Source organism: Brevundimonas sp. (assembly GCF_035561115.1).
Classification (GTDB): Bacteria; Pseudomonadota; Alphaproteobacteria; order Caulobacterales; family Caulobacteraceae; genus Brevundimonas.
Genome location: NZ_DATMYH010000127.1, coordinates 1 through 12,895, shown reverse-complemented (window position 1 = coordinate 12,895; position 12,895 = coordinate 1). Strand labels below are relative to the sequence as shown.

At 67.5% G+C, this 12,895-nt stretch carries 14 protein-coding genes; 4 read left to right on the top strand and 10 right to left on the bottom strand.

All coding sequences use genetic code 11. The features are described from left to right. The 4 genes from VN378_RS16835 to VN378_RS16820 form a co-directional block, all read right to left on the bottom strand. A partial coding sequence (locus tag VN378_RS16835; protein ID WP_325744710.1) for a glycosyltransferase occupies window positions 1-342 on the bottom strand: 342 nt, incomplete at its 3' end. Window positions 343-473: 131 nt separating this feature from the next. Further along, complete coding sequence (locus VN378_RS16830) at window positions 474-1,553, bottom strand: site-specific DNA-methyltransferase (protein ID WP_325744709.1); 1,080 nt, start codon at window positions 1,551-1,553, stop codon at window positions 474-476. 270 nt (window positions 1,554-1,823) lie between these two features. Continuing rightward, window positions 1,824-2,477, bottom strand: coding sequence for an HAD family phosphatase (locus VN378_RS16825; RefSeq protein WP_325744708.1), 654 nt, complete (start codon window positions 2,475-2,477; stop codon window positions 1,824-1,826). A 92-nt stretch (window positions 2,478-2,569) separates the two neighbouring features. Beyond that, on the bottom strand, window positions 2,570-3,046 hold the full coding sequence (locus VN378_RS16820; protein WP_325744707.1) for a hypothetical protein: 477 nt from the start codon (window positions 3,044-3,046) through the stop codon (window positions 2,570-2,572). A 118-nt stretch (window positions 3,047-3,164) separates the two neighbouring features. On the opposite strand from VN378_RS16820, the gene VN378_RS16815 reads away from it, so the two are divergent. The 3 genes from VN378_RS16815 to VN378_RS16805 all read left to right on the top strand — a co-directional run bounded on the left by VN378_RS16815 (window position 3,165) and on the right by VN378_RS16805 (window position 7,621). Continuing rightward, entirely contained in the window at window positions 3,165-3,659 is a 495-nt protein-coding gene (locus VN378_RS16815; protein WP_325744706.1) for a hypothetical protein, read from the top strand. A gap of 556 nt (window positions 3,660-4,215) precedes the next feature. Then, window positions 4,216-6,906, top strand: a complete 2,691-nt coding sequence (gene ppdK / locus VN378_RS16810; protein WP_325744705.1) for a pyruvate, phosphate dikinase — start codon at window positions 4,216-4,218, stop codon at window positions 6,904-6,906. Window positions 6,907-7,090: 184 nt separating this feature from the next. Then, window positions 7,091-7,621 (top strand): porin family protein, encoded by a 531-nt coding sequence (locus VN378_RS16805; protein WP_325744704.1) that lies wholly within the window; start codon window positions 7,091-7,093, stop codon window positions 7,619-7,621. Between the two features lie 154 nt (window positions 7,622-7,775). Here the strand turns inward: VN378_RS16805 and VN378_RS16800 are convergent, their stop codons facing one another. Then, window positions 7,776-8,039: a hypothetical protein gene (locus VN378_RS16800; protein WP_325744703.1), complete on the bottom strand. Its 264-nt coding sequence runs from the start codon at window positions 8,037-8,039 to the stop codon at window positions 7,776-7,778. Window positions 8,040-8,168: 129 nt separating this feature from the next. Between VN378_RS16800 and VN378_RS16795 the strand changes: the two genes are divergently transcribed. Further along, complete coding sequence (locus tag VN378_RS16795; RefSeq protein WP_325744702.1) at window positions 8,169-8,651, top strand: hypothetical protein; 483 nt, start codon at window positions 8,169-8,171, stop codon at window positions 8,649-8,651. Here the strand turns inward: VN378_RS16795 and ychF are convergent. From ychF to VN378_RS16770, 5 genes are all read right to left on the bottom strand, one after another. Beyond that, window positions 8,644-9,738, bottom strand: coding sequence for a redox-regulated ATPase YchF (gene ychF, locus VN378_RS16790; RefSeq protein WP_325744701.1), 1,095 nt, complete (start codon window positions 9,736-9,738; stop codon window positions 8,644-8,646). The genes VN378_RS16795 and ychF overlap by 8 nt on opposite strands. Window positions 9,739-9,866: 128 nt before the next feature. After that, complete coding sequence (locus VN378_RS16785; RefSeq protein ID WP_325744700.1) at window positions 9,867-10,343, bottom strand: copper chaperone PCu(A)C; 477 nt, start codon at window positions 10,341-10,343, stop codon at window positions 9,867-9,869. A 63-nt stretch (window positions 10,344-10,406) separates the two neighbouring features. Then, window positions 10,407-11,027, bottom strand: a complete 621-nt coding sequence (gene pth, locus VN378_RS16780; RefSeq protein ID WP_325744699.1) for an aminoacyl-tRNA hydrolase — start codon at window positions 11,025-11,027, stop codon at window positions 10,407-10,409. Window positions 11,028-11,104: 77 nt separating this feature from the next. Beyond that, window positions 11,105-11,803 carry a 50S ribosomal protein L25/general stress protein Ctc gene (locus VN378_RS16775; protein WP_325744698.1) on the bottom strand — a complete coding sequence of 233 codons (699 nt, stop codon included), beginning with the start codon at window positions 11,801-11,803 and terminating at the stop codon, window positions 11,105-11,107. 139 nt (window positions 11,804-11,942) lie between these two features. Then, on the bottom strand, window positions 11,943-12,895 hold a 953-nt coding region (locus VN378_RS16770; RefSeq protein ID WP_325744697.1), incomplete at its 5' end, for a hypothetical protein.

Genomic DNA, 12,895 nt, shown 5'->3' with positions numbered 1-12,895 from the left:
CGTGGTGACCGTCTTGTCGGCGCAGCGCGAGAAGAAGGGGAAATGGATCATGTCCGTGTGGAAATGGATCACGTCGAAGTCGTCGGCGCGCTTCAGCACCTCGGCCAGCATGGTCATGTGGGCCGCCAGATCGGACTTGAGGGGGGCGGGGTCCAGCCGGATCGCCTGATCGCGGACCGGGATCAGGCGGGCGCGCGTCTCGGCGTCGGCGGATGCGAACAGGGTGACGTCATGGCCCAGGTCGACCAGGGCGTCTGTCAGATGGGCGACCACGCGTTCGGTGCCGCCGTACAGCTTGGGAGGCACGGCCTCATACAGGGGCGCGACCTGGGCGATCTTCATGGCTCATGCTCCGGACGCCCCTGACGCGGGCGCCGGAATATTCAACCATCTCGCATGTGCGAAGTTCCCGGAACGCGGATTTTTCCTGTGGGAACTGTGAGGGTTACAGCTGTTTCAGTGTCGGCTACCGGTCATTGCATCCCGGCGCGGACCTCGGCCCGCAGGGTGTCGATCGACCTAAGTCCCTGATCCGTCTTGAATCGCCAGTAGGTCCAGCCGTTGCAGGCCGGCGCGTTCTCGAACAGGGCGCCCAGTTTGTGGATCGAACCGGTCAGTTCGCCGGCCACCAGCGAGCCGTCCGCCCGGACCCGGGCCTCGCGGTCGCCGCGCGGGCTGTACAGCTTGTCGCCCGGTGACAGCAGGCCGGCCTCGACCAGCGCTCCGAACGGCACCTTCACCTCGGCCCGCTTCGAGCCCATGACGACCAGGTCCTCGGGCGCGGCCGGGATCACCGCCTTGATCCGCTTCTCCGCCACCCTGGCGTAGGTCTCGTCGCGCTCGATGCCGATGAAATGACGCCCCAGCCGCTTCGCCGCCGCCCCCGTCGTGCCGGTGCCGAAGAAGGGGTCCAGCACCACGTCGCCGGGCCGCGTCGCGGCCAGAAGCACCCGGTGCAGCAGGCCCTCGGGCTTCTGGGTCGGATGGGCCTTCTTGCCCTCGGCGTCCTTGATCCGCTCCTCGCCCGTGCACAGGGCAAGGGTCCAGTCGGACCGCATCTGCGTGTCCTCGTTGAAGGCCTTCAGGGCGTCGTAGTTGAAGGTGTAGCGCTTCTGCTCGCGGCTGCGGGCGGCCCAGATCAGGGTCTCATGGGCGTTGGTGAAGCGCGTGCCCTTGAAGTTCGGCATCGGGTTGGACTTGCGCCAGATGATGTCGTTCAGCACCCAGAAGCCCAGATCCTGGATCGCCGTGCCCAGGCGGAAGACGTTGTGATAGCTGCCGATCACCCAGATCGAGCCTTCCGGCTTCAGCACCCGGCGGCATTCCGCCATCCATTCGCGGGTGAAGGCGTCATAGGCGGCGAAGCTGTCGAACTTGTCCCAGTCGTCGTCGACCGCGTCGACCAGGCTGTTGTCGGGCCGCAGCAGGTCGCCGCCCAGCTGCAGGTTATAGGGCGGGTCGGCGAAGACCATGTCGACGCAGGCGTCGGGGAGCGAGCGCAACACCTCGATGCAGTCGCCCCTCATGACGACGTCGGTCTTCAACTCGGACATGGATACGCGGCCCCGCTCAGCTTGAAGACCGATTGGTGAATCATCGCGGTTAAGGGCGGGTTAGCTTGGGCAATCTGTCTCCTCCCTGTCGCCGGAGGCGATGGGGAGGGGGACCGCCCGCGCGACTCAGCGCGGGGGGTGGAGGGGTGGAAGCAGCGAGCGCGGACTGGCGCCCCTCCACCGCTTCGCGGTCCCCCTCCCCATTCGCTTCGCGAACAGGGAGGAGACAGATGCCGTCACCCCCGTCCGGGCGACACGGAGGCGCCCCCTTCAGCCGATCAATCGCGCCACCTCATCCCACGACAGGGCGATGTCATGGGCGCCGGCTTTCGTCAGCCGTTCGGCATGGCCGTCGCGAACATGGCCGCCCGCGCACAGGCCGACGACTTGCATTCCGGCCGCCACCCCGGCCAGCACCCCGGTCGCGCTGTCCTCGATGACGACGGTGCGCGCCGGATCGGCCTTCATCTCCGCCGCCGCGTGGAGGAACAGGTCCGGATGCGGCTTGCCCCGCGTCACATGCACCGCGGCGCTGAACACGGGACCCATCGCGCCCGTCAGGCCGAAGCGGGCGAGGCCCAGTTCGATCCAGTCGGGCGGGCTCGAGGAGGCGATGCAGCGCGGCTCCCCGCGGCCTTCGAGAAAGGCGGCCAGGCCGGGCACTGCCGTCAGCCCGCTGCCCGCCCGCTCGTGGCAGAGACGGGTCCAGTCGGCGTGCACATGGTCGGGACAGGCGCCGCCCAGCCGCTCCTCGATCAGCGGACGGCAGTCCAGCCAGCGCTTGCCCATGTAGGTCGCGATGGCGTCGTCGGTGGTTGTCGCCAGCCCGATCCCGGTGAGCACCTCGGCCAGCACCGTGTTGTTGAGCAGTTCGCTGTCGGCGACGACGCCGTCGTAGTCGAAAATGATCAGGTCCGGCTTCATGGCCCAGGGTGCGCGATTCTGCGCCCTGCGGGAATGGGCGGGGTCTGCTTTACGCCCGTTCGTCAAGGTCCGCTCACGACCCATTGCGGACCTCAGAGAACGCACTCCTCGCGAGACCTTGCATAGCGTGAGTGGGGCGGCGGTCCGCAAGGCACAAGCATGGGAACGCCGATGAACTCCTTCGCCGTTTCCAAAAACTGTTCGAAGCTGATCTTGGTCTCGCGGGGGCCCCCTTCCGCCCAGGTTCGGCAAACGCGATTGACCATGCTCAACTCGGAACCGACTGCGGCGCGTGGCGTGTTTTCGACAGCGCTTTGATCGGCATGGGTCGACAGGTCTTCCTGCACCCGGATTGTCATGTCTGCGCAATCGGCGATCAGCCTCGCTTTGCCGTAGCCGTCCGCTTCGACAGACACGGCTACGAACGCTCGCACAGATCCGCGCAACACAATCGAGTCCCTGTCGATGCCGTAGGCAAAGTCCGGACCAGCATCAACGAGACGCCAGTCCTCCGCAGCCTCCGCACCCGGTGATGAGCCGAGAAGAGCAACCAGAACCGCAAACATCATGTCCTTAGCCTGGCTCTTTCAAGGCTTGGGTCAACGCCCGTCTCCCACCCATTATGTCCATTGCAACCATGGATGTCCTGACTGACGCTATGGGAAGATTCAAGGAACAATCGAGTCGGTGCAAATGAAGGCTGGAGGTTTGCGAAGCGCGATGGTTGCAGGCGCCGCCGCTATGGGTTTGGCGAGTTGCGTTGGCATCCTGGAGCATGACCCGTTGGTCCCTGACCGGCTCGGGGCGGAGCGCGCGTTGGAGGCCGCTCGCCGGTCCAGCTACATCCGGGCAAGGGAGAGTCTTCGCGTCGATACACAAGAGCGGATCGCATCTCTTCCCGGCGGGATCATGGGCCCCTTGATACCGGCCCGCCCCGCGGAAGAGGCTTGGGGCGTTCGGGGCTGCCTGAAATCGGGTCAGGCTTTTTCGCTGACTGATGTCGAAATCAAGGATGATGCCATATGCGGCGACGCGGGGGATGCGACGCGCTGCATCGCCTATTCGCAGATGAGCGCGATCGCCTCACCTCGAGATGCAACGGTCATCGGGTATTTTCCGATCATGCAAGATCTGACCTGTGACACAGGAGACGACACGCTCGGGTCGTCGGATGCCCGCTAACCACGGTTGGCTCAACCGGTGAACGCAACACGCTGACTTTTCTTCGGAGATGGAGAGTGGGTGATGAAGAAGCGGCGCCGGAAGGTCTGATCCTCGGGTCAAGCCCCGAGGATGACAGAAGTGGGGTTGGCGGAACCCGGCGGCGCGTTTCGGCCGGAGACCTCCCGAACGGGCGAGCTCGAGACTCTCGCCCCTTCCAGTCCGACCTTTCCGCCCCAGCTTTCGGAGACTCCCGCCCCCTCAACCCGACCACGGACCCCATACGTCCGCTTCTGACGCAGCCGCATGCTCGAATGGCGTCATGAAGGATGCAGACCGTTTCAGCAGGGCGCGCCCCCCCGGTCGGCGCGCCGATTCCGCCCAATCCGCCGGGAACCGCCACGTCCCCAATGTCTCCAGAGTCCCCATTTTCGCATTTTCCGCGCCCGGCAGGGACTCTCGCCCCCTCGACCCGGAACCGCCACATCCGCTCACGCTTTGTTACGGCCCCGGCCTCGCCTTCGCGGGCGCAGCACGTTAGTCAGGCCGGACACGATCAAGGCTCAGGGGCTTGTCTATGACTCAGTGGGTGTACGGCTTCGGCGGGGGCTCCGCCGACGGCGATGCGTCGATGAAGAACCTGCTCGGCGGCAAGGGCGCCAACCTCGCCGAGATGTCCTCGCTCGGCCTGCCCGTGCCTCCGGGCTTCACCATCACCACCGAGGCCTGCGTCCACTACTATTCCAACGGCCAGACCTACCCCGACGCCCTCGCCGCACAGGTCGCCGCCGGCCTGAAAAAGGTCGAGGCTGTCGTCGGCAAGACCTTCGGCGATGCGTCCAACCCCCTGCTGGTCTCGGTGCGGTCGGGCGCCCGCGCCTCCATGCCGGGGATGATGGACACCGTCCTGAATCTCGGCCTCAACGATGAGACGGTCGAGGGCCTCGCCGCCCTCTCCGGCGACCGCCGCTTCGCCTTCGACAGCTATCGCCGCTTCATCACCATGTATTCCAGCGTCGTCCTCGGCCTGTCGCACGACGACTTCGAGGAGGTGCTGGACGATCACAAGGATCGTCTGGGCGTCACCATCGACACCGACCTGACCGCGAAGGACTGGGAGAAGGTCGTCGCCGACTACAAGGCCGTGGTCGAGGACCGGCTGGGCCAGCCCTTCCCGCAGGACCCGAACGACCAGCTGTGGGGCGCCGTCTCGGCCGTCTTCGCCAGCTGGATGAACGACCGGGCCAAATTCTATCGCCGCATGCACGACATCCCCGAAAGCTGGGGCACGGCGGTCAACGTCCAGTCGATGGTGTTCGGCAATATGGGCGACACCTCGGCCACCGGCGTCGCCTTCACCCGCAACCCGTCGACGGGCGAGGCGAAGCTGTACGGCGAATTCCTGATCAACGCCCAGGGCGAGGACGTCGTCGCCGGCATCCGCACGCCCCAGTCGCTGACCCGGGCCGGCCGCGAGGAGATGGGCGAGACCGCCCCCTCGATGGAAGAGGCCATGCCAGCCGTCTTCGCCGAATTCGTCGACGTGGTGGGCCGGCTGGAGAGCCATTATCGCGACATGCAGGATATCGAGTTCACGGTCGAACAGGGCCGGCTCTGGATGCTGCAGACCCGCAACGGCAAGCGCACCGCCAAATCGGCGCTGAAGATCGCCGTCGACCTGGCCGCCGAGGGCGTGATCTCGGAAGAAGAGGCCGTCTCCCGCGTCGAGCCCGCGGCCCTCGACCAGCTGCTGCACCCGACCCTCGATCCGAACGCGACGCGCAGCGTGGTCGCCGCCGGCCTGCCCGCCTCGCCGGGCGCAGCGACCGGCAAGATCGTCTTCGACGCCGACGAGGCCGAACGGCTGAACCAGCTGGGCGACGCCGTCATCCTGGTGCGCGAGGAGACCAGTCCCGAGGACATCCACGGCATGCATGCGGCGCGCGGGATCGTCACGGCCCGGGGCGGCATGACCAGCCACGCCGCCGTCGTGGCCCGCGGCATGGGGCGGCCCTGCGTGTGCGGCATCAACGAACTGTCGATCGACGAGCACGCCGGGACCTTCACCGCCCGCGGCCGCATCTTCAGGGCCGGCGAGATCATCACCATCGACGGCTCGAAGGGCGAGGTCCTCGACGGCGCCGTGGCGATGATCGAGCCCGAGCTGACCGGCGACTTCCAGACCCTGATGGCCTGGGCCGACAAGGTCCGCCGCCTGCGCGTCCGCGCCAACGCCGAGACCCCGCTGGACGCCCGCACCGCGCGCGGCTTCGGGGCTGAGGGCATCGGCCTGTGCCGGACCGAGCACATGTTCTTCGACGACGCCCGCATCGCCGCCGTGCGCGAGATGATCCTGGCCGACGACGAGGCCGGCCGCCGCGCCGCCCTGGCCAAGATCGCCCCGTTCCAGAAGGCCGACTTCGTCGAGCTCTTCACCATCATGGCCGGCCTGCCGGTGACGGTGCGCCTGCTCGATCCGCCGCTGCACGAATTCATCCCCCACACCGACGCCGAGATCGACGCCCTGGCGGCGACGCAAGGGCTGGACGCCGCCAAGCTGAAACGCCGGGCGAAGGAACTGCACGAGACCAACCCCATGCTCGGCCACCGCGGCTGCCGTCTGGGCGTCGCCTATCCCGAGATCTACGAGATGCAGGTCCGCGCCATCCTCGAGGCGGCGCTGGAAGTAAAAGAGACGGCGGCCGAGGCCCCCATCCCCGAGATCATGCACCCGCTGGTCGCCCTCGGGCTGGAGATGAAATACCTGCGCGAGCTGACCGACCGGACCGCCGAGGCCGTCTTCGCCGAGGCCGATGACCGGGTCGACTATCTGGTCGGCACCATGATCGAACTGCCCCGCGCCGCCCTGCGCGCCGCCGACCTGGCCGAGCACGCCGAATTCTTCAGCTTCGGCACCAATGACCTGACCCAGACCACCTTCGGCATCAGCCGCGACGACTCCGGCCGCTTCCTGCAGGCCTATATGGACAAGGGCATCTTCGAGTCCGACCCCTTCGTCCGCCTCGACCAGGACGGCGTCGGCGACCTGATCCGCATCGCCGCCGAACGCGGCGGGGCCGCGCGGCCGGGCATCAAGATGGGCATCTGCGGCGAGCACGGCGGCGATCCGTCTTCCATCGCCTTTTGCGAGGAGGTCGGCCTCGACTACGTCAGTTGCTCGCCCTACCGCGTGCCGATCGCCCGTCTCGCCGCCGCCCAGGCCGCCCTCCACGCCCGCGCCGGAACCGAACGCGAAAAGGACCGCTGAGCAAGCTGGGCCGTATCCGCCACAAAACTGTCTTGTTTGGGGTAACGCGGTCTGTGCCTCGCGCCACACAGTCATTGTTATGTATTCGTCCGCCTCTGGAACGCCGCTTTCGCCCGCCCATTTGTGTCCTCGCTGGATGGGGCTGGCAGCCGTCGGTTGCCACATCTAGAGGATACAAGAAACAATGCGTAACGTTCTTCTCGCCACCGCCGCTCTTACTCTGTTGGCCGCGCCGGCCATGGCCCAGAGCATTTCCAATCCGCAAGTCACCGGTTCGCTCGGTTACACCCATCTGGACGGCGACGACGCCTCCCTGGGCGCCGTCACCGGCCGCCTGAACGCGAAGTTCAACCGCTACGTCGGCGTCGAGGGCGAAGCCTCGTTCGGCGTCAGGGACGATGAGGTCACCGTCGCCGGCGTCACGGGCGACCTGTCCCATGAATACGATGCCGCAGCCTATGTCGTCGGCACCCTGCCGATCAGCCCGAACTTCGAAGTGTTCGGCCGCGTCGGCTACGGCACGACCCAGATCAAGGCCGACGTCGCGGGCTTCACGGCCACCGAGGACGGCGAAAGCGTCAACTACGGCGCCGGCGCCAACTATTTCTTCGACGGCCGCAACGGCGTCCGCGCCGACTGGACCCGCCGCGACTTCACCGACGACAACGGCGGTGAACTCGACACCTACGGCCTGAGCTACGTCCGCCGGTTCTAGAACCCGAACCGACCGATACATTTCCACCGCGACAAGCAGGACATCGCGGCGAAGACATCGGCGACAAGCCGGGCAAGCGCGACATCGGTCGCCCTGAACGGCGAGGCCCGCGACCATCCGGTTGCGGGCCTCTGTCGTTACAGCGGTGGAGAGGTCAGGCGACGCCGGGCTTCAGCGCCCAGCGCATCGAGCCTTCGCCGAACGGCTTGAAGAACAGGTCGCGATATTTCTCGAACACCTCGACGATCCGGTTGGCCAGATCCTGGGCCACGGTCTCGCCCCGCTGTCGCTTCATCGCGGCGACGCACTGGACCACGTCGCGCTGGTGGGCCGAACCGCCCATGCGCTTGAGCACCGCGGCGATATCCTGGGCCAGGGGATCGACCTGGGCCGCCCATGGATTGGTGTTCTGAGTCATGCGGGACGCCCCCTTGTTCTCGACACTGGCGAACCGGTCGCAAAATCTTGCGGGGGATGCAAGCGTGACCGCGAATTCGTGATCGGGGCGAGATCGGGAGCCGTCACGGAAGAACCGCGTTCTCAGGTCATGACCCAGCACCGCTTCGTCCCGTTCCTCGCCCTGGCCCTCGTCGCCTGCGGCCGGTCCGAAACCAATCCGCCGACCGATCCCGCGGCGCCGATCAACACGGCGGAGGCCGAGGCGCCGGCCCCGACCCCGCCGCCGGGGGTCGGGTCCATCATGCCCGGATCCGGCCCGCAGACCTTCGTCGGCCGCTGGGCCGCCAATGTCCGCTGGTGCGCCAATCCTCGTGGCGCCGAACGGCCGATCGAGATCAGCACCACCCGGTTCGAGGGCTATGAGAACAGCTGCGGCATCCTGTCGATCAGCCAGGTGGCCGACGGCTACGAAGCGGCCCTGGCGTGCGCAGCCGAGGGCCAGACCTCGAACGAGCGGGTCCGCATGGCCGTCCAGGGCGACGCGATGCGTCTGACCTGGTTGAACCGGAACGGCGCCGCCGTCAGCCTGGTGCGATGCCCGGCGCCGGAGGCCGCGGCGCCGGCTAGTTGAACAGGAAATTCATCACGTCGCCGTCCTTGACGACGTACGACTTGCCTTCGGCCCGCAGCTTGCCCGCCTCGCGCGCTTTCGCCTCGCCCTTCAGCGCGACGAAGTCCTCGAAGGCGATGGTCTCGGCGCGGATGAAGCCCTTTTCAAAGTCGGTGTGGATGACGCCGGCGGCCTGCGGCGCGGTGGCGCCGACCGGAATGGTCCAGGCGCGCGCTTCCTTGGGCCCCACGGTGAAATAGGACTGCAGGCCCAGGAGGGCGTAGGCCTCGCGGATCAGGCGGTTCAGGCCCGGCTCGGCCAGGCCGAGGCTTTCCAGGAACTCGGCCTGTTCGTCGGCGTCCAGCACGGCCAGTTCGGAATCGATCTTGGCCGAGATGACGACCGAATTGGCGTTGTCGGCCGCCGCGCGCTTCGCCACCAGATCCGACAACTCATTGCCCTTGTCGGCCGAGGCTTCGTCGACGTTGGCGACATAGAGGGCGGGCAGGGAGGTCAGCAGCTGCAGCATGTGCCACGCCTTCTCGTCCTCCTTGTCCACCTCGGCCACGCGGGCGGGCTTGCCGGCGCGCAAAGGAACCAGGGCCTTGTTGATCAGGCGCAGGGTGGTCTGGGCCTCCTTGTCGCCGCCCTTGGCCTTCTTCTCGACGTTGACGACCCGCTTCTCGAGGCTTTCGAGGTCGGCCAGCATCAGTTCGGTCTCGATGATGTCGAGGTCCGAGATGGGATCGATGCGGTTCTCGACGTGGGTGATGTCGTCGTCGACGAAGCAGCGGGCCACGAAGGCCACGGCGTCGCAGTCGCGGATGTTGGCCAGGAACTGGTTGCCCAGACCCTCGCCCTTGGAGGCGCCGCGCACCAGGCCGGCGATGTCGACGAAGGTGATCCGCGACGGGATGATTTCCTTCGAACCCGCGATGGCCGCCAGCTGTTCCAGCCGCGGCTCCGGCACCGCCACGTCGCCGGTGTTGGGCTCGATGGTGCAGAACGGATAGTTGGCGGCCTGCGCCGCCGCCGTCTTGGTCAGGGCGTTGAAGAGGGTGGACTTGCCGACGTTGGGCAGGCCGACGATCGCGACTTTGAGAGCCATGGGCTTGGGCGGTTCCTGAAGCCTCTTGTGCGGGCGACGAAGGATCGTCCCGTCGGCGAGAGGCGGCAAAGCGGAGTGGTGAGCGCGAGCCTTTAGCCGGTCGCGCCTCGTTTGTCAGGCTCGGCGGCTCAGTGAGCCGCAGCCTGGTCGTATTCCGATGCGGCGGGCTGGGCGACGGCTGCGGTCACCTCGACCGGGGCGGCCGTCTCGAACGTCAGCTTCAATGTCACGGTGTCGCCCGCCGCCAGCGGCTCCTTGACGCCCAGCAGCATCAGATGATTGCCGCCCGGCGCCAGGACAGCGGCCTGACCGGCCGCCAGGGGCAGGCCGTCCCGCAGCTGCTGCATCATCATCATATTGCTTTCCATGCGGCTCTCATGGATCTGGACGATGTTGGCCTCGGGGCTTTCGACCGAGATCAGCCGGTCAGGACCGCTGGCCGTCAGGGTCATGTAGCAGCCGGTCGTCTGGCGACCCCTGGGCGTCGGCCGGCACAGGGCGTCGGCCACCGTGACCGTCGGCGCGCCGGGCTCGGGCGCGCGTTCGCCGGAATTGCAGGCGGCCAGCAGCAGCAGGGCGGCGGCGGAGATGAGGGCGCGGTTCATGGCGATTCCTTCAGGGCTGGGCGCGGTCTATCCGCGCCGTTGCCCGCGGACAAGGCGGTGCGTCTAGTCGTCGCCCCGCGCCGCCTGACGCGGGCTGAATTTTGGCGCAGGGGCCAGACGCATGACCTCGGCCTGATAGCGTTCGTCGTCGCCGGCCAGGGCGAAGGGCAGGGCGTCCGCGACGGCCGCCAGCATCGGGTCCAGCCAGACGCGGTCGGCCTTGTGGAAGTCTCCCAGCACATGGGGCATGACCAGATGGCTTTCGCCCGGATGGCCCACGCCCATCCGCCCGCGGCGGAAATCCGCGCCCAGGTGGCTGATCAGCGATCGCACGCCGTTCTGGCCCGCCGCCCCGCCGCCGGTCTTCATGCGGAACCGCCCGGGAGCCAGGTCGATCTCGTCGTGGAAGACGATCACTTCGGACGGTTTGACCTTGTAGAAGCGGGCAGCCTCGCCGACCGCCCGGCCGCTCTCGTTCATGAAGGTCTGGGGCTTCATCAGCAGGACGCGAACGTCCCCGCTCGGCGTGGCCACCTCGCCCTCGCGGATCACTGACTGGAATTTTGCGCGCTCGGGCCCGAACCGCCAGCGCGAGGCGATCTCGTCGGCGGCCATGAAGCCGATGTTGTGGCGGTTGCCCTGGTATTTGGGGCCCGGATTGCCCAGGCCGGCGATGATGATCATGGCTCAGGTCCGGACAAGGAAACGGCCCCATCCGTAACCGGAAGGGGCCGCTTCGCAAAACAGTCGAAGGAAGGCGATCAGCCTTCGGTCGATTCGCCCTCGGCGGCTTCGGCTTCGCCTTCGCCCGATGCGGCCTGTTCGGTGGCTTCGACCTCGGCGGCCTCGGCGGCGACTTCGGCGTCGTGGGCTTCGTCAGCGGCGGCCGAGATGGCGGCCGAAGAGGTCTTGATCGAGGCGATCACGAAGTCACGGTCGGTGATGGTCGGCTCGACGTCCTTGGTGCCCTTCAGGTCGGTCCAGCGGATGGTGTCGCCCATCTTGTGGCCGGCCAGGTCGACGATCAGGTCTTCCGGGATGTGATCCGCGCGGACCTTGACCTCGACGGAGTGACGGACGACTTCCAGCGAACCGCCCTGACGGAAGGCTTCGCACTGGTCCTGGTTGATGAAGTGAACCGGGATGTCGATCTTGATGGTCTGCTTTTCATCGACGCGCATCAGGTCGAAGTGCAGCGGGCGGTCCGACACGGGGTCGAACTGCACGTCGCGAGCGATGACCGGCTGGCTCTCGTCGCCGTACTTCAGCGTCACCAGATGGCCCAGCAGCTTGCCGGTGTAGAGCGACTTGCGGAAGTCGCGCTCGTTCACCGAGATGGCGACGGGAGCCTTGTCGCCGCCGTACAGCACGCCCGGGACCATGCCCGCGCGACGCGCGGCGCGTGCGCCGCCGGTGCCAACGCCATCACGGACGTCCACGTTCAGAATGATCTCGGCCATCGCCTCGCCTCAACAACACAAACGCCGCGCTGACCAGTCAGCCCTCGCGGCGGGGTCAGGGACCCTGAATTCAAGAGCGCGGGTCATTACACGCAAGAACACCGCGACGCAACAGGGCGGGCGCCGCTTGCGCGCTGCCTCAGCGGCTGTCGTTCAGCGCCGTCGTCGCCGCGGTGGACGCAGCGGCCGCCTCGGCGGCGATCGGCGTCTGTTCCGGCGCCCCGCCCGCCACGGCGGTCTGGGGGACGTCGAGCGGCGCGGGGGTGATGTTCTGTGCCGTGCAGGTGGCCAGGTCGCGGGCGACGTGGCGTCCGACGCAGAACATGTCCTCATAGCTGGGGCGCGAGGCGGCCAGACACTGGAACAGCATCAGCTTGGACATGTTGAGGCAGAATTCGCTGTTCTGCTCGACCGTCAGGGCCTCGGTGTTGGCGCGGGCGTCGTCGCCCCCGGCGCCCAGGGCGGCAAGCGCCGCCACGGCCAGCGAACGGATCACCGCAGGTGTATACGGCGGGCCCGAACGCGCCGGGCCCACGCCCAGCCCCGAGCCGCTGTTGGCGGCGGCGAACAGGCGGGCGGATTCCTCGGCCGACGGCAGCATCTGCACCGCGGAAAGCGACTTGGCGCCCTCCAGCCGGGTGACGCGGTCCGAAATGTGAACGGTGGCCCAGCGGCGCCGCGGATCTCCGCGTCCCTGAATCGTGTAGGCGTCTTCCTCGACGGTCTCGGCGATGGCCATCATGGCCGCCGAATCGCGGCCGATTGTGTCGACGATCAGGCCCGCCGCGGCGTCCGCGCCCGGGAAGGTGGCGGCGGCCGCGGGATCGGCCAGGATGCGGGCGATCATCTGCTGACGCTGGGCGGGATCGACGGCGTAGGTGCGGACGCCCTGCACGAACTCCGGCGACTGCAGCGCCAGGATCGCGCCATAGGCGATCATGCCGCGCGACAGCTGGGCCGGCTCGTAGGACGCGCCCTTGCGGATGGCGGCCTGGATGGCCTCTGCGCTGTCGAAGCCCGCATGGATGGTGCCGACCTCGCGCATGAAGGCGACATAGATGGAGGCGGCCTGGGCCACGCCCTCGTTCAGAC